General features: G+C 44.8%; 21 protein-coding genes. 2 read left to right on the top strand and 19 right to left on the bottom strand.

Translation table 11 applies throughout. The features are described from left to right. Positions 1-8 precede the first annotated feature (8 nt). From gspF to AELLOGFF_RS06195, 7 genes are all read right to left on the bottom strand, one after another. Positions 9-1,229 (bottom strand): type II secretion system inner membrane protein GspF, encoded by a 1,221-nt coding sequence (gene gspF / locus AELLOGFF_RS06225; protein WP_159267859.1) that lies wholly within the window; start codon positions 1,227-1,229, stop codon positions 9-11. Beyond that, a complete protein-coding gene (gspE, locus tag AELLOGFF_RS06220; protein WP_159267858.1) occupies positions 1,216-2,700 on the bottom strand; it encodes a type II secretion system ATPase GspE in 1,485 nt (494 codons plus the stop codon). The genes gspF and gspE overlap by 14 nt, the downstream gene beginning before the upstream one ends. Beyond that, on the bottom strand, positions 2,701-4,755 hold the full coding sequence (gene gspD, locus AELLOGFF_RS06215) for a type II secretion system secretin GspD (protein ID WP_159267857.1): 2,055 nt from the start codon (positions 4,753-4,755) through the stop codon (positions 2,701-2,703). It abuts the gene before it with no gap. Then, positions 4,752-5,630 (bottom strand): type II secretion system protein N, encoded by an 879-nt coding sequence (locus tag AELLOGFF_RS06210; protein WP_159267856.1) that lies wholly within the window; start codon positions 5,628-5,630, stop codon positions 4,752-4,754. The genes gspD and AELLOGFF_RS06210 overlap by 4 nt, the downstream gene beginning before the upstream one ends. A gap of 177 nt (positions 5,631-5,807) precedes the next feature. Next, entirely contained in the window at positions 5,808-5,975 is a 168-nt protein-coding gene (locus tag AELLOGFF_RS06205) for a DUF3012 domain-containing protein (RefSeq protein WP_200842614.1), read from the bottom strand. Between the two features lie 110 nt (positions 5,976-6,085). Further along, positions 6,086-6,259: a rubredoxin gene (locus AELLOGFF_RS06200; RefSeq protein ID WP_159267855.1), complete on the bottom strand. Its 174-nt coding sequence runs from the start codon at positions 6,257-6,259 to the stop codon at positions 6,086-6,088. Between the two features lie 121 nt (positions 6,260-6,380). Beyond that, positions 6,381-7,160: a hypothetical protein gene (locus AELLOGFF_RS06195; protein WP_159267854.1), complete on the bottom strand. Its 780-nt coding sequence runs from the start codon at positions 7,158-7,160 to the stop codon at positions 6,381-6,383. Between the two features lie 135 nt (positions 7,161-7,295). Between AELLOGFF_RS06195 and AELLOGFF_RS06190 the strand changes: the two genes are divergently transcribed. Then, on the top strand, positions 7,296-8,267 hold the full coding sequence (locus AELLOGFF_RS06190) for a tRNA-dihydrouridine synthase (RefSeq protein ID WP_159267853.1): 972 nt from the start codon (positions 7,296-7,298) through the stop codon (positions 8,265-8,267). 17 nt (positions 8,268-8,284) lie between these two features. Here AELLOGFF_RS06190 and AELLOGFF_RS06185 read toward each other — a convergent pair whose 3' ends face one another. The 10 genes from AELLOGFF_RS06185 to AELLOGFF_RS06140 form a co-directional block, all read right to left on the bottom strand. Continuing rightward, the gene (locus AELLOGFF_RS06185; protein ID WP_159267852.1) at positions 8,285-8,758 is read right to left on the bottom strand and encodes a DUF2505 domain-containing protein; all 474 of its coding nucleotides are present in this window, start codon (positions 8,756-8,758) and stop codon (positions 8,285-8,287) included. Positions 8,759-8,861: 103 nt separating this feature from the next. Next, a complete protein-coding gene (locus tag AELLOGFF_RS06180; RefSeq protein ID WP_159267851.1) occupies positions 8,862-9,269 on the bottom strand; it encodes a DUF6691 family protein in 408 nt (135 codons plus the stop codon). Beyond that, positions 9,266-9,703 carry a YeeE/YedE family protein gene (locus AELLOGFF_RS06175; protein ID WP_200842704.1) on the bottom strand — a complete coding sequence of 146 codons (438 nt, stop codon included), beginning with the start codon at positions 9,701-9,703 and terminating at the stop codon, positions 9,266-9,268. The genes AELLOGFF_RS06180 and AELLOGFF_RS06175 overlap by 4 nt, the downstream gene beginning before the upstream one ends. 155 nt (positions 9,704-9,858) lie before the next feature. After that, positions 9,859-11,349: a DUF3336 domain-containing protein gene (locus tag AELLOGFF_RS06170; protein WP_159267850.1), complete on the bottom strand. Its 1,491-nt coding sequence runs from the start codon at positions 11,347-11,349 to the stop codon at positions 9,859-9,861. A 146-nt stretch (positions 11,350-11,495) separates the two neighbouring features. Next, on the bottom strand, positions 11,496-12,734 hold the full coding sequence (locus tag AELLOGFF_RS06165) for a serine hydrolase domain-containing protein (protein WP_159267849.1): 1,239 nt from the start codon (positions 12,732-12,734) through the stop codon (positions 11,496-11,498). 415 nt (positions 12,735-13,149) lie between these two features. Then, complete coding sequence (locus tag AELLOGFF_RS06160) at positions 13,150-14,799, bottom strand: putative bifunctional diguanylate cyclase/phosphodiesterase (RefSeq protein WP_159267848.1); 1,650 nt, start codon at positions 14,797-14,799, stop codon at positions 13,150-13,152. 15 nt (positions 14,800-14,814) lie between these two features. Continuing rightward, on the bottom strand, positions 14,815-16,038 hold the full coding sequence (locus AELLOGFF_RS06155; protein ID WP_159267847.1) for a sensor histidine kinase: 1,224 nt from the start codon (positions 16,036-16,038) through the stop codon (positions 14,815-14,817). Between the two features lie 2 nt (positions 16,039-16,040). After that, entirely contained in the window at positions 16,041-17,009 is a 969-nt protein-coding gene (locus tag AELLOGFF_RS06150; protein ID WP_159267846.1) for a DUF3369 domain-containing protein, read from the bottom strand. Next, positions 16,996-18,477, bottom strand: a complete 1,482-nt coding sequence (locus AELLOGFF_RS06145; RefSeq protein WP_159287833.1) for a sensor histidine kinase — start codon at positions 18,475-18,477, stop codon at positions 16,996-16,998. Before AELLOGFF_RS06145 ends, AELLOGFF_RS06150 begins: the two co-directional genes overlap by 14 nt. A 358-nt stretch (positions 18,478-18,835) precedes the next feature. Then, a complete protein-coding gene (locus tag AELLOGFF_RS06140) occupies positions 18,836-20,203 on the bottom strand; it encodes an ABC1 kinase family protein (protein ID WP_159267844.1) in 1,368 nt (455 codons plus the stop codon). A 197-nt stretch (positions 20,204-20,400) separates the two neighbouring features. Between AELLOGFF_RS06140 and AELLOGFF_RS06135 the strand changes: the two genes are divergently transcribed. Further along, entirely contained in the window at positions 20,401-21,243 is an 843-nt protein-coding gene (locus AELLOGFF_RS06135) for an acetoacetate decarboxylase family protein (protein ID WP_159267843.1), read from the top strand. 15 nt (positions 21,244-21,258) lie between these two features. Here the strand turns inward: AELLOGFF_RS06135 and AELLOGFF_RS06130 are convergent, their stop codons facing one another. Beyond that, complete coding sequence (locus AELLOGFF_RS06130) at positions 21,259-21,921, bottom strand: MarC family protein (RefSeq protein WP_159267842.1); 663 nt, start codon at positions 21,919-21,921, stop codon at positions 21,259-21,261. After that, a complete protein-coding gene (locus AELLOGFF_RS06125; RefSeq protein WP_159267841.1) occupies positions 21,921-22,949 on the bottom strand; it encodes a quinone-dependent dihydroorotate dehydrogenase in 1,029 nt (342 codons plus the stop codon). Before AELLOGFF_RS06125 ends, AELLOGFF_RS06130 begins: the two co-directional genes overlap by 1 nt. Positions 22,950-23,025 lie beyond the last annotated feature (76 nt).

Raw genomic sequence — 23,025 nt, 5'->3', positions numbered from 1 at the left:
TACACCTCCTAAAACTGAGTGAGATTATTCAACTGCAATATTGGCAGCATAATAGCTAATACAATTGACAACACTACACCACCTAAAACCACTATTAATAACGGCTCAAACAAACTAACAAACATCTGCACACGCGCTTGTAATTCGCGCTCGAGATTTGATGCCGCCCGCTGAGTCATCGCTTCCATTTCACCACTGGCTTCACCACTAGCAATCATATAAATCGCCAGAGGAGGTAATTCCGCCTCATCTTGTAAACTACGGCTAAAGCTTTTGCCTTCGCGAACCTGCTCACGAACCGTCGCCATACTCTTTTTCAAATGCTCATTAGCTAATGTGTCACACGCGACCTTCAATGTTTCTAAAAACGGCACACCGGAAGACATTAAAATAGATAATGTTCTCAGCATACGGGCGGCATCTAGCTCCAACATTAACATGCCCCACAAGGGCACTTTCAAAATAGCTTTATCTGCTCGTAAACGTCTCGATGGCGATGTTAACCACCATTTTGCACCTAGTATCAGGGCAATAATAATCACCACCATATACAACCAATTTGCCGCGAGACCATCGCTGAGAGTAATTAATATACGCGTTAACATTGGCAGGGCTTGATCGTAATGGGCAAATTGCGCCGTCACCTTGGGTACAACATAGGTCATCAAAGCCGCTATCACTGACAGTGCGACAAAACACAGCACTAATGGATACATTGCTGCCTGAACAATCACGCCGCGCAGCTTTTGGCTATCTTCGGTATATTCCGCTAGCTGCTCTAGTATTAAGCCAAGATCGCCAGATTTTTCACCTGAGCTCACTAAAGCCCTAAAAACAGCATTAAATACCTGAGGGTGTTCATTCAGGCCATCAGCCAAAGAATGCCCTTCAAGTACCCGTGCTCGTAAATCTAATACCACCCGTTTTAAATAAGCTTTACGGGTATGCTTTGCCGTGGCCGCTAAGGCCTCCTCCAATGGGATTCCAGATTGGATAAGGGTGGCTAAATGTCGGACAAATAGCGCGAGCTCAGCGATACTCACCCGCGAACGCCCAAAGCCACGACGTGCATTATCTGCACGTGTTTTCTCTCGAGTTTGTTTTACATCTAAGGGGAATAGTTTTTGATCACGTAATAGCTGACGCGCTTGACGGCCAGAGTCCGCTTCAATAATCCCTTTCTTATTGGCGCCGTTAGCATCTAGCGCACGATACTCAAAGGCCGGCATCACCGCCCTCACGTACGCTTCTTAATAACTCATCAACACTGGTTTGCCCTGACAAAACCAAACGCCGCCCCTCCCCCATCAAGGAGGGCATATCACTGCCAACTTGACGTAAAATATCGTGCTCGCTGGCACGATTGTGAATCAATTCGGCGACCTCACGATCAATAACTAAAAGCTCATACACACCTTGACGACCTTTATAACCGGTATGCTGACAATCATCACAGCCGGTAGCATTGAATGCCTTACTACCCTCAAGTTTAGGGTCACCCAATAATCTCGCCTCAGTTTTATCAAGCACAATTTCATGCCGACATTGCTGACACAATTTACGCACCAGGCGTTGGGCTAAAACACCTTTGAGACTCGACGCAATTAAGTAAGGCTCTACACCAATATCCACTAAGCGAGTTACCGCACCGACTGCCGTATTGGTATGCAATGTCGACAATACCATGTGGCCAGTCAAAGAGGCCTGAACAGCAATTTCAGCCGTTTCTTTGTCCCGAACTTCACCCAGCATGACCACATCGGGGTCTTGACGCAGAATAGCCCGCAGCCCTCTTGCAAATGTCATCCCCACCTTGGCATGCACTTGGGTTTGACCAATTCCGTCGATATCGTACTCGACAGGGTCTTCCACCGTTAGAATATTCCGTCGACGGTCGTTTAGGGACATTAACCCAGCGTATAGCGTTGTGGTTTTACCTGACCCAGTTGGACCCGTGACCAAAAGAATCCCGTTGGGTTGCTGAAGAAGATCTTTTAACGTAGATAACGTCTTATCCGGCATGCCTAGCTGATTAATATCTATGCGAGCCGCTTGCTTATCCAGTAAACGCATAACCACACGTTCACCGTAATTGGAGGGGATGGTCGACACTCGAACATCGACAGAGCGACCCGCAATACGCAGTGAAACACGGCCATCTTGAGGAACGCGTTTCTCCGCAATATCAAGACGTGACATGACTTTAATTCGCGAAACTAACAATGGCGCCAAACGTCGACTAGGGGTTAAAACTTCTTGCAGAATGCCATCAACTCGCAAGCGGACTGACATGGTTTTTTCATAGGTTTCAATATGAATATCAGACGCGTCACGCTTTAAAGCCTCGCCAAAAAGGGCATTGATTAAACGAATAACCGGAGCGTCGTCTTGGGCATCTAATAAGTCTTGAGACTCGGGAATTTCTTCGGCAAGACGATCCAAGTCAACTTCATTGGATATGTCTCCCATCGCCGACATTGCATCACCTTGCTGGCGCTGAAATGTCTCGTTGATTTTTTCTTGTAAAATGGCTTCATCACAAAGCGTAAGCTTTACTTGCCCATGCAGCACCCGCTGCACTTCTGCAACCGCAGAAGCTGGCGTTTCCTTACAGCAAAGGATGTCAAAACTATTCGCTCCAACTTCCTCTACCAACACACGATTACTGCGCGCAAAGGCGTAACTTAGTGGCTGACTCATTTATTGCGCGGCCGGTAGAGGCTGATCTTTGCTAGCAGGTAGTGGCATCAACTTCTTTTCAACCGCTTCTTCCGCAGGTGTCATTGGCGGCGGCACAGGCTTACTAGGTAATATGCCTGGAGGCGAAGGATCCATTCCCACCCACTCTGGTAGCACCGCCATCTCTGTGAACGGAAATAAATTAATCCCTTTTTCAGCCTTAACCAACTGCTCAGCACGAATGAAATTATATTTGCGAGCACTTAATTCCGATAAGGTATTCTGATCCCTAACTATGGTTGGGCGGATAAACACCATTAAATTACTTTTTACTTTACTTGTAGAGTCCGAGCGAAATAAACGGCCAAGAATAGGGATGTCACCCAGTAAAGGAACCTTTGCCGATTGCTCAGATACCTGATCATCGATCAGACCACCAAGCACAATCGTTGCGCCATCATTCACTAGCACGGTAGTACTGATTGTACGTTTATTAGTAATAACATCTGCTGCGTCAGTCGATGGACTAAGTGACGACACTTCCTGTTCAATATTGAGCTGTACCGCGTCGCCCTCATTAATCTGGGGCGTAAATAACAATTTAATACCGACCTCTTGCCGAGTGATTGTCTGAAAGGGGTTGGTGTTTGTCGAGCTAGCCGTAGAACCCGTTACTACCGGGATTTCTTGACCGACTAAGATGGATGCCTCTTCATTATCAAGCGTAAGTAAACTCGGAGTAGAAAGAATATTTGACTCTGTATCGCTGGCGAGCGCCGTAACCAAAGAGGCAAAACTAAAGGCACCGTCAGAAATCTTACCTAAACCAATTGCCGCACCCTTAATACCACTGGCCGCCGCCGCTGCGACATCATCACCAGCTAGCAAACTAACTATACCTGGCGTACTACCTGTACCCGATGCGCCGCCGCTAAAATTGACGCCACCCACTGGAGTGGTGCCTGAATCCTCGCCCTGAAACAGCCATTGCACACCCAACTCTTTCGCGCGGCTATCCGTAACCTCAATAATGATGGCTTCAACCAAGACCTGAGCTCGACGAATATCTAAATCCACGATCACCGATTCTAAATCATCGATAATATGCGGACTTCCAGACATAACAATTGAGTTTGTTTGATCATGCGCTTCAATATTAATTAGCGACGAAGCACCATTACTCGCCGATTTAGCGGCTTCATCCCCTTTAATTAAGGTATCACTGATACTTTTAAGAACGGGAGCAATATCGGCAGCTTTAGAGTATTTTAAATACCTCACGCGGATATTCGATTGATTGCGAACCTCGCTGTCCAATTCTGCAACCAAACGTCGCAAATACGAGCGGGAATCTTCATCGCCAAATAAAATGAGTGTATTAGTGCGCGGATCAGCAGCAACAACCGGTTTGGCAGCACCGCGCTTACGGGTTTGCTGAGATAGTACCTTGGTTAAAATACTCTCAATTTCCTGCGCTGAAGAGTGCTGTAAAGCAACCGTTTCCATTAATTGTGTATCCACCGAGTTAACGGCAGTAACAATAGACATTAAACGTCTAACGTTGGATTCACGATCTGTAATCAAAATAATATTAGAGTCAGCATAGCTCGTAATCACACCGACTTTATTATCTACCAATGGCCTCAGCGACTTCACGAGTTCATCAGCATCTGCGTTTTGTAATTGCGCGATCCGAGTAACAATAGACTCACTACGACCAAGCCGCGAGCTACTACCTTGGACATCAATCCCTTCGATTTTAGCAGCTTGGTTTGGGATAACTTTTAAAATCCCATCGCCCACCTCAATTGCCGAATACCCCTCAACCCCCAGTTGCAGTAAAAATATCTGATACAACTCGTCTGCGTCTAATTTGCGATGGCTTTCGACACTGATTTTGCCTTTAACACGGCTATCTACAACAATAGTTTTACCGGTTAACTTAGCGACAGTGTTGATAAACTCGCTTATATCCACATCCTGCATGTCGAGGTCAAAACGCTCCGCAAGGACATTGCCCGTCAGCAATATAAACAGTCCGAAAACTAGGCAGCATTTATGCAATAAAAATTTCATATATCAAATCTTTTGGTAAGGATTGTATCGGCTCGTTGAACCAGAAGCTCAAAGGACGTGGTGTTCTGCATAAGTTTAAATAACTCTTGTGGCTGTAAGTCTGCAACTGATTGACCATTTACAGATAAAACCACATCACCCAGAGATAAAGACAGCTTATCAAATAGACGCTTATCTCTACCGGGTTTTAGTTCGTAGCCAATCAAGTTCCCATTTTCATTAACAGGACTTGCAGAAAAAAAACGCGCCAACATTAAGGGGCTGTTTTGTACAGTGTCCCTAGCATCTCCTATCAGCTGGCGAATTTCGGTGCTGTTTAGATCGATAGTATCACTGTCATCGACACTGGGCGACGCAGCACTACTTATACCCGCCAAAGCCGTTTTTTTATCTAGCTCTATTTTTTCTCGTTTACGGTTGTTCTCAATAATGATGTATTCAGGATAAACGGCTAACAGGCGCACCGAACCCGGTACTTCAATTTTCTCGCCTATGCCATAGGCCTTGGTTATTCGACCATGCTTAAGAACGGCGACCCCTTGCTCATCACTACCCGCCACCAAACCAATGACTGTGATTTTTAGCGTGCTACGCCGGACATCCTGCTCAGTTTCGTCCGGCATTGGGGCATCCACAGCTGGCACACCAAACAAAGGGACAGCTAGGAGGCTTTGAACATTATATGAAGGGTCACTAGATTGGGTAGCGAGATCACTTAGACTGCCATTATTACCCGCAGCAGTAGGAAGCACGGGGTCTCGGAGCCACGCTGACACCTGCCAGCAAAGACTCGACAAACACACTAAAAACAGTGCCCACAGGAGTATATTTACGCCAGCTGCCACGCGAGGAGGGAATAACCTTATCAATGTCACAGAACGATCCACGTCTCAGACTTACCCCAAAAATACCGCGAAGCGCCGAATAATAGACGAACAATATGACATTTTTCTTACCAAAACTGCGACCCTAGGCCGAATTATGGTTTTGCAGTCACAATATTGTCGCATCAACTAAGCAGTATTGCCCCGCTAACACCATTAAAAACACATTTAATCTACAAGGCAGTTTTTCGCGAAGTCTAAGGCTTCGTTAGTAGACCAGTCAGCTTTCGACTTTTTGCCTAATGCCTCACACCACGCATCACTACCCACTTCCGGTGCACACCCAGAAATCATATAAGCCACAGCCAGCAATCCAAACAACTTTATTATTTTCATTATATCTACCTCTGTTATTAATCTCTCAGGATGCGCAACAAAGCCCATCCGGTGCGCATAACAGCGCGATTGAATTCACTACAAGACAACGCCTATGACTAGACGTGCTGTTACGCTGGAACCATATCAAAATCAAATTTACTTATTCCGCAATCTGGGCACTCCCAGTCTTCTGGCACGTCAGCCCATAATGTACCGGCGGGAATTCCTTCATCGGGTATACCCTCGGCCTCATCGTAAATAAACCCACAAATAACGCATTCCCACTTATTTAACTCACTCACTATGTTTCCCCCAAATACCTTATTTGTAGCAATTTGACCTTGTGCGGCCACAAACTTCAAAACGAGACCGTATACTACCGTGCATTCATTAAAATATTAAGAAAATTCAATGATATGACATCTATTCATTATTCAGAGCTAGTGTATCAAAATCGACCAAAACCACCCAATCCTGCTGATTACGCTCTAAAGTGATCGCCAAGTGATTCACATCATCCAAGCGTTCATACATGGCGGTAACCGCCTCATCGTCAGTCATGCTTATTCCGTCAAATGCCCGAACCCTATCACCAGGCTCTAAACCGAGCTGCGAAAAAATTCGTTTATCCTTGCCTGGCGATATATAGTACTCACGACCAATAGCACTGCGAACCACATCTACATTGATTGCCCCAAGCAAGGAAAGGGGGCGATCATATAAACGGTGTCTATAGTCCGAAACTAGCTGCTGAATTCGTTCATTTCCTCGCAAATCGACAACTTTGGGTTCTCGCCCGAGCGGAAGTTCCGCTATCGAATTTAGAACCTGCAACTTTAAGGTGGAGGCATCATGAGTCGGCTGCCGCAGAGACAATAGTGCATAGCTACCACAGTGATCCAATAAGACAGCATTTTTTAAGATACGACTCAACGATAAACAGGGTTCTACCAACATATCGCCCGGCTGCAATTGTCGATTATCGCCATCAACTGTCATAAGCGCGTAGTCTGGCCCAAGCTCTTGCAGGCGAAGCTCCGTATAAACATAGGGGTCTTCGCCGAACATATCTGCATTCTCGGCGTTAAAAATTAATGCTTCTTCTGATGTTGCGCGCATCACAGGCCACATCGAACCCGCAGTAAATAATATCAACCCCGTTATCGCGGAAAAAACAACACCACGCACTATACTAGATACCACTTTACTCCCCTAACTCAAATCCAAAGTACTGCACGCTAGATTACAACAAACCCGCTATTTCCAACCACACCATAAATAGATTAATGTCTAAGTGCGAGCTACGGTACAATAGCCGTTTTGATACTGATTACGTTTATGCAACTACATCTCGCCCCTATGGAAGGCGTCGTCAACGCAAGAATGCGCGCCCTTTTAACCGCCGTGGGTGGAATCGATCGCTGCATTACCGAATTTGTGCGGATAACAGATCAGCTGCTGCCCGCTAGAGTCTACCATCGCCTATGCCCAGAGCTAGAAAACGGCTGTAAAACACCTTCGGGAACCCCTGTATTCATACAGCTACTAGGCGGGGAACCCACTCCAATGGCTGAAAATGCTGCGCGAGCTGCAAGTTTAGGCGCGATTGGCATCGATACTAATTTTGGCTGCCCAGCAAAATGCGTAAATCGTCATCGCGGTGGATCGATACTTCTGAACGAGCCAGAGCTTCTTTATCAAATCATCAAAGCTATGCGCAATGCCGTTCCTTGCGACATTCCCATTACTGCTAAAATACGGCTCGGTTTTAATGATGCAAGCCAGCTCATTGACATTGTCAGCGCCATAAATGAAGCAGGAGCTAACGGCCTCACCATTCACGCTCGTACCAAAGCTGATGGGTATAAGCCTCCCGCACACTGGCACCAACTTGCAAAAGTACATGATTTTATCGATGTTCCCGTTATTGCCAACGGCGAAGTCTGGAATCCTAGCGACTTCTACACATGCCAGACACAAAGCGGGTGCGCCGACGTTATGCTGGGGCGCGGCCTGTTAGCTAGACCGGACCTAGCGCTTGAAATCAAATCTATTGAACGTGGTGAAGAGTACCAACGCTATGAATGGCCTCAAATTCTCACTTTAGTTGACGCACTTTTTTGCGACAGCATCGCAAATTGCGCCCCTCGACATGTTGGCGGACCCATAAAACAATGGTTGGGATATCTACGCAGGGAATACCCTATGGCACAGCAATTGTTTGAGCAAATTAAGCGCTTAAATACCGCCGCCGACATAAGCGCCGCGCTCAAAGAGCACAGCAACGATCAACTGGTCATTGCTGCTTAATCGGCGGATGCTCTAACTTAGGCTAATTTCTTCTTTAGATAATCTAATTCATCTTTTGCACCAGCATCTGTCTGCGAAAGAACAAATTTTTCAACTTTACCACCAACAAGAGGAATTTTTGCCTTACAGCGATGCGACACACTGTATTCACATCCACCGGCGACTTCTAATAACGACACCTTCGCAGACAACTCCACCGGCTGAGACTTGATGCTTATGGCAAGCTCCCCTTCCCAGCCTTTATCGCAAGCCCGCCAACGCTCAACAAACTCCAGTGTTTGCTTGGGGTTAAAGATTTTAGCTAATACCGAGGGTAGTTCGCGCGTCACCTCTCTGACCATACGTATGCACACCTCGTCACCGTCCTCCTCAACCTCACACTCCGCGCTCAACTCACCCAGTGCTAAGCTGCGCTCCACGCGAAAGTCAGGGTCACACAAAATAGCCCACACTTCGTCAATATTATTCTTATACTTACACGCCACTGCCATATTGCATCCCCAATTATTATCAATCTATCCCTAAATACACTCCGACCAAAACCAAGAAGATATTGACCTGTGTGCGTTGCTCAACAAACTCGCTTTTAAATTATTATGCAAATACAAACTTGTGCAAAAACATGCCAACCAGCATCGCCAGTAAAAACACAAAAAAACTTGATAAGCCGGTTAGAACTCCCACTAGAGCAGGCGCAGGGCATAGACCACTAAGCGCCCAACCTATTCCAAACAACATTGCTCCTAATATTAACCTTCCATCAATATCTTTTCTTGTTGGTAATGAAAAGACTTCCGCATACTTTGGCGAAGACATTCTCAACACAAAATAATAGCCCGGTGTGGCAAGGAGCAAAGCTGTCCCCATAACGAGAGCCAAGCTAGGGTCCCAAATCCCGGCAATATCCAAAAAATTCTGAACTTTGGCTGGGTTTGCCATACCAGATATGGCAATTCCAACACCAAACAATCCCCCAGCAAAGGCTATAAACCAACGGTTCATACCCCCTCTCCCAACAAATGCCTAAGGACAAAAACCGTGACAATACCACTCGCCATAAAAACAGCTGTGGCCACTAGTGATCGCTGCGAAAAGCGGGACACACCACAAACACCATGCCCAGAAGTGCAACCACCGCCCATTCGAGTGCCAACACCTACCAACAAACCAGCCACTATTAACATAGGAGTACTTGCGACACTCTTTACATCAATTAAAGCGCCGGTAAACAAGGCGGCTAGAAACGCTCCCACCAATAAACCAAGCAAAAACACTAAGCGCCAAGAACGTTCATTGCCACCCTCAAACATCGCGCCAGCAACAATGCCCGATATCCCTGCAATCCGGCCAACTGACCACATCAGCATCACAGCTGAAAGACCTATCAGCGCACCGCCAATAATTGCCGTAAATGGCGTAAACGCCGTTTCCATCATCACTCAGCACTCCCATAAGAGACAATATTCAGTGACCTAGCCGCCAAAACCGTCGAAAACACAGTGATAAAATAACATCGAATAATGACGCCTACACATGGGTAGGCACATAGAAAACAAGATGAACCTAAGTCATCAAAATAGCGTAAAAAGAATTACGCACGCAACGACTTTCTCGGCATTTCAGCACCAAGATGGTGATGGCTTTGCGATAAGCGATTGAGCTCTTCCGCCTCATAATCTTCTAAGATTTCGGCTAATTTACGACTGATCGTTGTACTCGCTCTAATCATTTCTATTTTAGGCCAAGTCGCCCTTTCACCCTCAGCAATAAAATACTGTAATTCGTCAGGCGTGATTTCTGTAAGCAGTTTTCTTGGATCAAAAAAGCGATACCTGGGAATAATATTGATATCACCCGTGTACTCTTGATTAATCACTGAATAAGCGATATTTGTCATCCGCCTAACACGTGGCGAATTTTTGAAATATTTACGAGCAACACTGCTCCCAACTTTAGACAGCTCTTTAATACTGCGTCCACCCAGTTGCCGCATAGCACTGACTAGACCGCTATTTTCAATTTTAGTATCCCTTACTGCCCACAATACAATTGGGTTGGTCTGGCTCACAATAAAATGGTTGACCCCATAAAGCCGACCTAAGCGTTTTGCTGGAAGATCATCGCTCACGGAACCATCAATCCAACGTCTGGTTGCAAGATATGGCTGCGGGTGGCCATGTACATTTTTGGCTTCCAACATAACCGGTGGGTAAATGCCAGGCACTGCGCAGGAGGCCAAAACCGCTTTGCGAATGTAAACATTAGGTGACGCAATGGCATTCAGCAATCGTGATGTTTGATGAACATCAGAGGGAGAAATCGAGATATTGATATGGCGGCCAGTTCGCTCAAATGCTTCCTGAAAAGTAACATCTGGAATCAACTTGGCAATCTTTTCCTTTAGTAACTGATGATTTATCCGCGGTGAGGAGTTGGACATCCGGCCATTCGCCAATTCAGCCTCGGCAAGCAACAATTTGCCAAGGTTATCCGCCGTTAAAAATTCCTTTAATTCCTCATCGGTTCTTGTACCCAGTACAGCCGCTATCAGAGATCCTGCACTAGCCCCAGAAATGACATCCGGTAATAAATCCTGCTCAATTAACGCCTTTACAACGCCAATATGGAAATTACCCAACACAGCACCACCACTAAGCATCAAGGCCGACTTACCGTAGCATTTGTTAGCGCGCCTAAAGAAATCTAAACGCTCAATAAAACTAGGGAACTCAGAGTCCAGCTGGGCCAAGTGATCCAGCGCATCTCGTATACTATTCACATAATCATGTATAAGTTGTTTGGTGCCAAACTTAGCCCGAGCATACAACACCGGTTTGCCCATACCGCCCATATTACCGTGAATGCCTTCATTTAGACTGAACAACAAGCCAATATTGTCGTTGTTTTCGCGAAAATAGCGCAGCCTTTCCAATCGTGAGCGAATGGAAGCGTAATCATAGAGGCTAGTTTTATCGACTTTCTTCCAGTGCTCTCTCCCAGAACAGCGGTCATGCTCTTTGGCTAAGGCCTGCCATTCTTGGTAGCTACTGGCGAGTTTCAGTTTATTTTCTAGTTTTTTCACAATTCAACCTATTCGTCGTTCTGACGGGAAACCCAATATCATTAGATCTTGGTTACTCCACTCTAACGAATTGCCATGCCGCTGACTATAAGCATTTTTCAGCAATGCAACAACCTAACATCAAAAATCACAATTTTACCCGTAGTTCACAGAACTTTACTGTAAATATGCTGCATATCGACACAAGGTTTACATGTAGAGCTAATACCATTCAACAATTTACCCAAGCTTAACAAATGATTCCCAAGCACGGGTTTACCCGAGGTGAGAATTGATACCGCAATATCTCGCTCGGGATCCGCCCAACAGAGAATATTCGAAAACCCCAAATGCCCATAAGCGTAATGGGTTTTTGGACCATACAGACCCACTGGATTCAGCCCCAGCATCATTCCAGCGCTATATCGCATGGGGACTAAAATCAGAGAACGGTCAAACTGCGGCTTACCCATCTCTCTCACAGCGCGATTAACCGTCAACGGTGTAAAAATTTGCTTCCCCTGCCATACCCCACCCTGTAGCAGCATCTGAAAAAAACGACTGGTTTCTTCTGCTGTAGCGTATAAATTAGCCGACGCTATTTCAGCACTTAAAAAAGCCTCACTATTTGAAATATCAACGACTTCAGAGACTCCTGCGCCCAAGATGTTAACCAACTGGCGCTCCACGACACCAATATTGGGTAAGCCAGTAGCATAGTTACGCGCTACCAGTTCATGGTCTTTTGCTTCTAAACCATACCGAAAATAATGCATCCCCATTGGTTTACGGACCACTTCGTCAAGATATTCATTTAAGGTCTTCCCCGTCACTACCCGGATCAACTCGGCTTGAATAAAGCCCCCCGTTATCGCGTGATAGGCTAAAATCCGGCCATCATTATGTAAGGACGGCTGCTTACATATTTGCTCAACAGCTGCCTTCGGATTAAATAAAAGCTCAATGGCAACATCATCAGGAACGCCTGGAACACCCGCACGATGGGATAGTAATTGGTGTATCGTAATTTGCGCCTTGCCCTCGGCGGCAAAAGCGGGAATATAATGACTAACTGGGTTTAGAAGATCGATTAAACCGTCTTCTGCCAGCTTATGTATCAGCATGGCCGACACCGCCTTCGAGGCTGAAAACAGGCACACAGGAGTTTGTAGAGAGGCAACCCTAGGCTGAGTATGATTCGCGCCGTCGGCATAGCCTAAGGTTCGATTTAATAACACATCACCACCGCGTCGAAGACAGACCGACACCATTGGGTGCATACCCGAGCTAAATAATGATTCAGCATGTCGCCACAATTTATCAATATCATCTTGCGCAAGCCCTTGTTGTGTAGCAGGTACCTCATTGCGACCAATATCGATCAATGTCGAAATATCCTCGGGCACGGATATACCCCGAAACAACAAGTTTCTGCAGCTTCGATATTGTTGCTTTAACCCCATAATAATGCTCGTAACAAAAATTAGCAGAGATTTATAGCACGACTAGATGTCATGCTCTATGGCAAAAATGACTATTCGACTATCCATAACGGTCATGAATTTACGCTATTCAGGCTGGCCACTTTGCAAATAACGTGACCACATAATACATACCCACTAATTATCGATAATTACGCCTCAGAAGAAAGTTAGGAGATAATTATGAAAATCCGCAATAAAATGATACTTGCTCAAAATAGTTATTTGTTGATACACCTAAGCAAAGCTTTATTCTTGATAATAAGCATTTAGTGCGCGGTAAATTTCATACATGAAAATGTATTTGGGGGACAATAGCGCAGCCGAGCATAGAAAAATTTTATATATTAACCTTGGCTTGGTCGACTAAATCTTGTGGCCGGCCATGTAAGTAGCCCTGAGCATAATCTACTCCCAATGATTGTAATTGCTCCATCACTTCCTGACGCTCAACAAATTCAGCTATAGTTCTCTTACCAAGCACATGACTGATATCATTAATTGAACGGACCATAGCCTCATGAACTGGGTTTTTATCTATATCATGTACGAACAGGCCATCAATTTTCACAAAGTCAACGGGTAACTCTTGAAGATAACCAAACGATGACATGCCAGTACCAAAATCATCAAGTGCAAACTTGCCACCCAACTCATGCACCCGCTGAATAAACCGTGTTACCACTGAAAAATTAGTGATTGCGACGGTTTCAGTAATTTCAAAGCAAATAATTTCTGGGTTTATATTTCCTCTTCGCAAACAACGATAGACAAAATCTAAAAATGATTCCTGGCATAATGACTGCCCAGAAATATTAATTGAATACATGACATTTTGAGAATTCAATTCAACGTTTCTCTGTAGGTAATTAAAGAAATTCTTAATCACCCAGCGGTCAATTTGAGGCATAAGCCCAAATCGTTCCGCTGCTGGCATAAATTGGCCCGGCCTTAATACGTCGCCGTTGTAGCGCATTCGAACAAGTATCTCGTTATAGATTGTCGTGCGATTCAGCTCATCAACCAAGGGCAATATACGCTCTGTTACTAAACAAAAGTCGTCATCTGCCAACGCTTTGTTAATTCGGTGCACCCAATCCATATCATCATGTAAACGACTAAGCTTTTTATTGCTCTTATCATATACGTGCACCCGACCACGTCCCGCTTCCTTGGCTGAATACATTGCCACATCAGCTTGACTCATCACGCTTTCGCGATCGTGACTGAACTCATCAATGATAACCACACCAATACTAATTGACGTTTTATGTGAAATTCCGCTCCAAAAGAAAGGCATGCGCTTTATCGTTTTTACCAAGCGGTTGGCAACCGTCTGAGCTTCAAAAATATCGACATTACTTAGCAATATGCCAAACTCATCGCCACCCAAACGACAAAACATATCGCCGACAAACAATTCCTTTCCAATACTATCAGCAATAGTTTTAATTAAATTATCACCAGCACCATGCCCACTGGTATCATTTATTAATTTAAATTGATCAATATCTATATACAGTAAGGCGTGAGTTCGAGAGCTAGTCGACGCATCATTGACTAAGTTTTCCAAACGACGCTCAAATTTTTGTCGACCCATTAACTCAGTCAAAGGGTCTAAATGACTTTCTTCATCACCGGAATGTGCAGGAGTAGGGTTATCTTTTAATAGCGATAAGCTGCGACCTACAATGTTACCGTCATCATTTAAAACATCACTAACGAAAAGACTAAACAAGCTGTCATTCAAGTGCGGTAAAGTCACTTTACAATCAACAATGTCCTTATATACAAGCTCTTCTGATAATGAATTATTACTATTAGAGATAACCAAGGGCAAAAAATCTACAATATCAATACCCGTATAGTATTCAACGTCGCTCAGGTCGATCGCCGCCGCACTGGCATAAACTACCAGACCATCCATATCCAAACAGACAAAACACTGGCCAAGACTTTTAAGTATCCAGCTAGGATTTAGCTCAACCATAATGGGCCTCCCCACCTATTCAGCCAAAGGAATGGTAAAATAGAACGTTGATCCCTTGCCAAGCTCTGACTCTAACCATATTTTCCCACCGTGCCAGCGTACAATCTTCTCGCATATCGCCAACCCTACACCAGAATCTGTACCTGTACCGTCGCTCGTATCCCGATGAAATAGATTAAATAGACCACTGTGATTCTCTGGCCTAATCCCAACACCGGTATCGCTCACAGTAAAAAGCCAATTTCGCTCATGGGTCATAGCACTAATGTAAATTTCTGGCTCTCTACCCTCTGTAAATTGAATGGCATTACTAATCAAATTTTTAAACAACTGCATCAACTGACGACGACAGGCATAAACAGTTGGTAAAGTTTCACAATGAAGGTTGGCGTGACTAGATTGAAACATACCGTCTAAATCAAGTAAGACATCACTAACAATCGCGTTGCAATCAACCAACTCCCTACTTTCGTTAAAGCGACCCACAGAGGTAAGGGCAACGAGCTTATTTAATGCTGATTGCATTGCATAAACATTCCCTCTTATTTCCAAGAAATCTTCCGCTAAATTTGCTTGCGATAGTTCTTTTTCCTGCCCACCAATACGACGTACAGCTGAAACAACATGGTTCAGTGGCATTTGCAAATCCCGTGCAGCAAGATGGGAAAGCTGCTCAATCTCATTTACCAAGCCAATAAGCTGATGACGACTACGCGCTAAAGCAACCAAGTCTCGATAAGAAGACAGCGCGGTATAAATCACCGAAAATAGACGGTCTTGGGTCAACTCGGTTTTAGCTCGGTAATCATTTATATCATAAACTTTTAATACACGGCGCTCCGGCGCTAAACCAGGCTGTCCGGTGCGGAGAATAAGGCGGACAAAATGATTCCCCAGTTCTTGACGAATAAAACGAGCAACCTCAAGGCCCGCATCATCTGTCTCCATAACAACATCAAGTAGAATAACTGCCGTATCTGGATGTTCCTGTATTAGTTTTCTGGCTTCCTGCCCTGAAAAAGCACTAACAAACTCAAGGTGACGACCACCAAAGCTAAAGTCATGCAATGCTAACCGAGTAACAACATGAATTTCCTCTTCATCATCAACGATAAGTACTTTCCAGGTATTATTCTCAGAGCTTGCATTCTGATTAAGTAATATATTGTGCTCATCAGCAAGAATTAGGTCATCATTCTCTGCCATATTGGTCGAGACCCTATCGAATGTATCGGTCATTATTACTTTCGCTCCAGTAGTGCAATTGTTTCATGAGCGATAGCGACATTTTTTACAAAAAGCTCAATCATATTAATATCTGGTATAGAAAATACATCATTCGATGTAACGTATAGAAACTGCTCCAAACCAGATTTAGTAATATAGTAGCTGACCCAATAATCTTCACCATAATTGCTCTTTTTGTTTTCTAAAACACTGCTTATACGATCAACAATTTCATCATCAAAATCAGCAACATCAAAATCTCCTTGATACTGCTTATACTTCCCTGTGCCCGCTAACACTTTAAGTTTTCCCATGCCTGAACGAGCTATAAGGCCGGATGAATTAACAAGTACTGCATCACTATTTAAATGCAGCAATGCTGTCAACTGTTCTAACACCCCCTCAGAGAATTGCGATATATCCCGAGTTTGAAATATTGTTGCCGATGAAGAAATAACCTTGGCCAACCCTTTTCTATTTTCCTCTAAAGCAATAATATCCTCATAGGATCTAAGGCTCGTGTACACCGTCGAGAATAACTTTTGTCTTGTTAACTCCGTTTTTTCTTTATAATCATTTATATCATATTGGGTAATCACCTCTTGTTCTGGCGACTGCCCAGACTGCCCAGTACGCAATATGATGCGAACAAACTTATTATTCAACTCCCGGCGAATATAGTGGACCAAATCTAATCCAGCCCGGTCAGTTTCCATGACCACGTCAAGTAAAATAATCGCAATATCATCTTGGCCTTGTAATATCTCTTGTGCTTCTAGGCCTGAATACGCACTAATAAATTCTAATGTTCGTCCGCCTAGCTGAAAACCATCTAGCGCCAAGTGGGTTACGGCATGCACGACCTCTTCATCATCAACAATTAGCAGCTTCCATGGCTTGGTATTTACCCCCACAGAGTTGGTCGCCAACTCGTCAGCAAGACTTAAACTATCATTTAATGGTGCATTATCAATTTTTTTCATAAGGAGCTACCTTGCCAACATCCTTTGGCAACAAAAAGCTTATTGTTGTGCCCTCAAGGACACGACTTTTTATATCCACCGAGCCGCACAGTTGCTGTGTCACCAAGTTATACACGATATGTAAACCGAGACCACTTCCACCGCCATTACGATTAGTTGTAAAAAAAGGATCCCAAACTCGGGCGAGATTCTCAGGGGAGATACCGCAGCCATCATCGCTAAACACCATAGAAATCCAGTCCGCATCAGACTCGTAAATTTTTAACGATAAGCAACCCGCCTTTCCATCATCATAGGCATGAACAAGGGCATTCATGACTAGGTTTGTGACTATTTGCGAAATCGCACCTGGGTAGGAGCGAATTTCAATATTGTCTGGGCAAGAGAATTCACAACTGACTTTTGTTTTAGAAAGCTGTGGATGGAGGCTTAACAATACTTGACCAATATACTCCTTAACGTCCAGCACACGAATTTCACTAGTACTTTGATCAACAGCGACTTGCTTGAAGCTTTTAATAAGATTAGCAGCCCGATCAAGGTTATCTAAAATAATACCCGACGCTGAAGTGGCATGCTTCATATATCTCAGCAATTCTGAATTTGTTAACTCACCGCGACGATATTTTTCACTTGCCGTGCGCGTGCTTTCAACTAGCGTGGATGCAGCGGTTACTCCCACCCCCACTGGCGTATTTATCTCGTGGGCAACCCCTGCAACCAAACCACCCAGTGACGCCATTTTTTCATTATTAATTAGCTGTTTCTGAGTAGACCTCAACTTTTGCATTGCAAGCGTTAACTCACGATTACTAACATCAACTTCTCGTACTCTGAGCTCAAGCTCCTCTTTCGCCTTAAGTAAATCTTGATTATTGCTTTCGACACTCGCGAGCATGGCATTGCAATATTCAGGTAATTCACCTACTACACTATTTTTTTCAATATCTGCGCGAACCGAAAAGTCACGTGTTTCTGTAATCTGTTTTATCACATTAGACAATAATTGCAGTGGAGCCAAAAAGCGCTGACCAACCATATTGGCAAACCAGTAGGCCACCGGCAGATAAAATAGAAATATAGCCACCACCCAGCCAATGATCCCAGTAGCCCCCAGGGTCAACACCGTATGAGGTTTAATATATAACTGCAGTACTTCACCGCGCTTAAGGGGTGACCAAGTAATTTCTCTACTATAAAAATTATCGTCCATAGAGAAATGGGGCTGACAAGTCAGCTTGCCAACTTTGTTATCAAACCCAGCCAACAATACCTTCTGCCCACCCTCAGCGCTACGATACAAGCAGACTGCACCGACATCATCAGAAAGCGCTAATGATGAAATAGCCTCAGATAAATCTGCCTGACTGCTCGTCTGATTGGCAATCGACTCAATTAACGCACCATAATTTTTAATATGCCGACTATCCGCTAGCTTACTAGTAATAGTCGTTGTATACATGCTCATTAGAGCCACCAATATAAGGCAAAAAAGCACATTTACGATTAGGCACAGCATTAACTGCCGAGCTATAGGCAGGGCAGCAATGGATTGCTTTACATCAAGCATCATTCCACCTGCCATACTCCCTACCTCTTATGAAATATATCGGCACACTGCCTATGCGCACACGAATCGCCATGAATACACTTTACAGTGCTTAGGTAAGGGGAATGAATAGTGTGATCTACTTACAATATGGTGGGGTGAAAGGTAATAGTTGTACAGACTTAATAATCAGCAGGAAACCCAGCTAGAATTCGAAAAAACGAGTTGCTAGACCGAACAAGCTTCGACCTAGCAATTGACCATTCCACGACCTTCTTTAATTCAGGTAGAAGTTAACACGCTCATCCTGAAACATATCAACACCTGGAGCCAGCATTTCCATATAACGATCAAAGTACAAAAATTGTTTTAACAGCATCGTGAAGGCTCTAGGAAAACGAATTCCGTATTTTTTGGCGATATCGCCGAGCTCGCTTAGCAAGGCATTAATACCCTCCCCCTGTCGATCTTCAAGTACACGCTGGGGGTCTAGGGCATTCAAACCATCAAATAACGACTGAATATCAACCGTAAGCGCATGAACATCGACCTTATCGCGAGTAACCCCAACACTGATCATCGACTCTGCCATCAAGCGATAATTTTGTTCACTCATTGCCATAAACAGACTAAATATAGCTTGCCAAGCCTCTGGCTGAATTCGACCGACCATACCAAAATCAATAAAACCTACCTTACCACCGGGCATTATCATTAAATTACCACTGTGCAAATCTGCATGAAAGAAGGGACATTGCGTTAAACTTGCAAACCAGGTGTTCAGTGCATTAAACAAGCTACTTGCCGGATCGATACCCTCTTTGACCATCGCCACTTCATTAGTCAGTGCCACACCATAAAATCGTTCCATGGTAAGCACCTTTGCCCCAGAGGCATGAGTATAGGGTTTTGGTGCCATCACAACATCATTGTGACTATCACTGAGAAACTGCCTAAACTGTTGTAAATTACCCGCCTCTTTTACAAAATCACATTCATCAATCATCGACTGGTACATCTCTTCTACCAAGCCAGCAACAGCGTCTTTATCCGTATTAGGTAAAATGAGTTCAAATAGGCGGATCAACAAATACACTGCATTCATGTCTGTCGTTAAAATTGCCTGAACGCCAGGTTTCTGAACTTTCACAACTACGTCTTCACCCGTCACCAATTTAGCCGCGTGAACCTGTGCAATGGACGCCGACGCCAGTGCAGACTCATCAAACTCGGAAAAATATGCCGAAAGTGGTCGCCCCAAGTCCTGCTCCACAATGTGACGAATTTTATTAAACGGCAAAGACGGGGTCTGATCTAAGCAGTGCTGAAATTCGTCGACGTATTCTTTGGGAAAAATTGACGGCGAACTTGCAATAAACTGCCCAAATTTAATGTAGGTAGCGCCCAAAGATTCAAATAACTCACGTAGTTCTGCCGGAGTTGGCTGGCGTCGCTGTAATAACCACTTAACTGCCCGAGGATACACGGCAACCGCCGTTTGTATTATTCGCCACGACCCACGCACACCAAACTCCGCCAAGCTAATTCTGCGGCCGGAGGTGTCGGTTGCCGCAGACAAACTAAAGCTCTTAGAGGCCGCGTTCAGAACCCCCTCCTTTACTCGAGCAGAGATATGTTTAGCCATATGTCATGATTTCCTTAAAATGCACATTACACTCGTCAAAAGGAGTGAGATTAAACGCCGCAAAACAATTTTCACACGGTAGCAGCAAACCGACAGATTACGCCATTGTAATCCGTTAATACCCACAATCGAGTTACACTACCGTTACCATTTCAAAAATGGATGAAGTCACAATAATAACAAGGAGATTTTCCATAATGCAGGATACGGCAATTATATGCCAAGAAGTGCCGGTTATCGGCGACTCAGGCAAAGAAATCACCAATCAGCACTGCACCAAAGTCGATGCGCAAACCTACCGTATTGCAGGTCAAGAAATCACACTGCCGGTTAACGTTGCAGCCGCATCTATGCTCATGAACGTCTTTGTTGTGAGCGCTAAAAAAGCACAAGCATTAATCGCCGACAGTGGCTTCACTGTGGTGGAAATTTGGCCAGGCAAAGCATTAATGCAATTACTTGGGGTTGATTATCAACAAAACGATTTAGGCAATTACAACGAAGCAGCCATTGTATTTCCCGTCACCACTCCCGGTGAGCCCAAACCGCTGCCAATCATTGGCGCAATGTCAGGCATGATTAAAGGTTCACTGGGTAATTTTGTCTATCGCATGCCGGTAAACCAGTGTTTCACCACGCATGCTGGGCGCTTCATTTGGGGCTTTCCGAAATGGGTAACCGATGTGGATATTCACTTTGGTGATAAAACGGCTAATACAACATTCAAAGATGATGAAGAATTAGTATTTAGTATAGAGGCTGCAACAGGATCTAACGCGACAGCCAAACCGCAAGCCGCACCCTCGCTGGCAATTCGTGATGGATTGGCATGGAAAACCATAGGCACAACAGAAGGTAAAGGAGTCACCTTCAAGCTCGGAGGTAAGAAACCAAAAATTGGCCAACAACATCCCTTAGCATTAAAACTCAGAGAGTTAGGTCTGCCTAAAAAACCCATATGCACTGTGTCAATTCAGCAGGCAAAAATGCATTTTGACGGCCCAGAAGCAGTCGCTATTGGTAAACCGTTTAATAAATGATGATAGCCACGAGACCTAGCCAGCTGCCATACCCGATATCAAGCCGCTCTGTGCAATGCCATCAAACAAAAACTGAATGGCCAGAGCGCATAATAAAACGCCAAACACACGACTAATCATATGCATCCCCGTTACTCCAAGCCAATTCTGGAGGCGACTTGCCAGCAATAACGAAAATAAGGTCATCAGAAGCACCAGTAACAGAGATGTAATCACCGCTACTTGCTCGACAAGATTGCCGTCGGCATGTGCCATTAACAGAATCACCGCGCCAATAGCACCGGGGCCTGCAATCAACGGTGTCGCCAAAGGAAAAACTGCAATATCATTACTCTCCTCGGCCTCTTGATCTTCATCGCTTGTTGTCGTGGTTGCACCGCTGCCCTTAACAGTAACTAGATCTATGCCAATCAAGAGCAATAACACCCCACCTGCAGCCCGCAAAGCAGCAAGGGAAATCCCCATAACATTGAGAATCATTTCACCAAGCAAGGCAAACGCCAATAATATAGCGCCACTAATCAGTACACCTCGCACCGCCGTGCGACGCCGCCTCTTATCTGACACGCCACTGGTAAGAGCCGCAAACATCGCCGCGACATCAATCGGACCAATAGTCGCAAAAAACGTCGCAAGCGAAACACTAAAGGCTTCGATAAGCGTACTATCTATTGCCATTAAGCCAACTTCTCCACTTTGGCGATTGCCTCTGCTGCCTCAGAAATTAAACTTGGGCCACGGTATATAAAACCCGTATAAATTTGCACCAATGACGCACCTGCCGCTATTTTCTCGGCTGCAGAATCACCATCGCTAATTCCTCCAACACCGATGATTGGCAGGCGCCCCTGTAAAGCGTCAGCCAATATTTGAACCACTTTGGTTGAGCTATCACGCACCGGCTTGCCGCTTAAGCCGCCCTGCTCATCGCCATTTGCTAGTCCTGCAACTGCGTCACGCGCAATCGTGGTATTGGTCGCTATAACACCATCCATGCCCTGTTCTACAAACACCTCTGCGACCCGGCGAATATCATCTTCTGCCATATCAGGCGCAATTTTAACCGCCATTGGAATGTATCGACCATGCTGCTCAGCCAGTGCCAGCTGTTCTTTTTTCAATGTACTCAGTAAATCAATTAATGGCTGGCCAAACTGAAGATCTCTTAACCCTGGGGTATTGGGTGATGACAAATTAACCGTGACATAACTGGCGTAAGGATAAACTCCGCGCAGGCACAACAAATAATCGTCAACAGCCTTATCTGCAGGCGTATCCTTGTTTTTGCCTATATTTATTCCTAATACACCCTGATAGCCACTGGCCTTTACTTGGGCTAGCAAGTGATCCAGCCCCAAGTTATTAAAGCCCATCCGATTAATAATTGCCTCCGCTTCAGGCAAGCGAAACAAACGTGGCTGCGGATTACCTGGCTGCGGCTTAGGCGTTACCGTACCCACCTCGATAAAACCAAAACCCAATGCTGATAAGCCATTTATGTGTTTAGCGTCTTTATCCAAGCCCGCCGCCAAACCCACAGGGTTTGGAAATTCAATCCCCATGACAGTTCTTGGCAATGGCAACAACGGCTTAGAGACCAAGCGACTCAAACCGCACTTTTGAAGGAGGGATACAGAGGCTAACGACAAATGATGGGAAGTTTCAGTTGGAAGACAAAACAATAAGCGTCGCAAAACAGAATACATATGTAAAAGACCTTGATTCAGAGCCGGTAGAATACCGACAACGATATCATTGAGGAAGGATTGCGGCGAGTGCTCG

It is taken from the genome of Zhongshania aliphaticivorans, assembly GCF_902705875.1.
Lineage (GTDB): Bacteria > Pseudomonadota > Gammaproteobacteria > Pseudomonadales > Spongiibacteraceae > Spongiibacter > Spongiibacter aliphaticivorans_A.
The sequence above is the reverse complement of the archived record's forward strand: the minus strand, read 5'-3'. Positions and strand labels throughout refer to the sequence as shown.

Bases quoted from the DNA above. Each gene is read 5' to 3' on its own strand.
- gspF (WP_159267859.1), bottom strand. From the start codon at position 1,229: ATGCCGGCCTTTGAGTATCGTGCGCTAGATGCTAACGGCGCCAATAAG.
- gspE (WP_159267858.1), bottom strand. From the start codon at position 2,700: ATGAGTCAGCCACTAAGTTACGCCTTTGCGCGCAGTAATCGTGTGTTG.
- gspD (WP_159267857.1), bottom strand. From the start codon at position 4,755: ATGAAATTTTTATTGCATAAATGCTGCCTAGTTTTCGGACTGTTTATA.
- AELLOGFF_RS06205 (WP_200842614.1), bottom strand. From the start codon at position 5,975: ATGAAAATAATAAAGTTGTTTGGATTGCTGGCTGTGGCTTATATGATT.
- AELLOGFF_RS06190 (WP_159267853.1), top strand. From the start codon at position 7,296: ATGCAACTACATCTCGCCCCTATGGAAGGCGTCGTCAACGCAAGAATG.
- AELLOGFF_RS06185 (WP_159267852.1), bottom strand. From the start codon at position 8,758: ATGGCAGTGGCGTGTAAGTATAAGAATAATATTGACGAAGTGTGGGCT.
- AELLOGFF_RS06180 (WP_159267851.1), bottom strand. From the start codon at position 9,269: ATGAACCGTTGGTTTATAGCCTTTGCTGGGGGATTGTTTGGTGTTGGA.
- AELLOGFF_RS06175 (WP_200842704.1), bottom strand. From the start codon at position 9,703: ATGATGGAAACGGCGTTTACGCCATTTACGGCAATTATTGGCGGTGCG.
- AELLOGFF_RS06160 (WP_159267848.1), bottom strand. From the start codon at position 14,799: ATGGTTGAGCTAAATCCTAGCTGGATACTTAAAAGTCTTGGCCAGTGT.
- AELLOGFF_RS06155 (WP_159267847.1), bottom strand. From the start codon at position 16,038: ATGACCGATACATTCGATAGGGTCTCGACCAATATGGCAGAGAATGAT.
- AELLOGFF_RS06150 (WP_159267846.1), bottom strand. From the start codon at position 17,009: ATGAAAAAAATTGATAATGCACCATTAAATGATAGTTTAAGTCTTGCT.
- AELLOGFF_RS06145 (WP_159287833.1), bottom strand. From the start codon at position 18,477: ATGAGCATGTATACAACGACTATTACTAGTAAGCTAGCGGATAGTCGG.
- AELLOGFF_RS06140 (WP_159267844.1), bottom strand. From the start codon at position 20,203: ATGGCTAAACATATCTCTGCTCGAGTAAAGGAGGGGGTTCTGAACGCG.
- AELLOGFF_RS06135 (WP_159267843.1), top strand. From the start codon at position 20,401: ATGCAGGATACGGCAATTATATGCCAAGAAGTGCCGGTTATCGGCGAC.
- AELLOGFF_RS06130 (WP_159267842.1), bottom strand. From the start codon at position 21,921: ATGGCAATAGATAGTACGCTTATCGAAGCCTTTAGTGTTTCGCTTGCG.
- AELLOGFF_RS06125 (WP_159267841.1), bottom strand. From the start codon at position 22,949: ATGTATTCTGTTTTGCGACGCTTATTGTTTTGTCTTCCAACTGAAACT.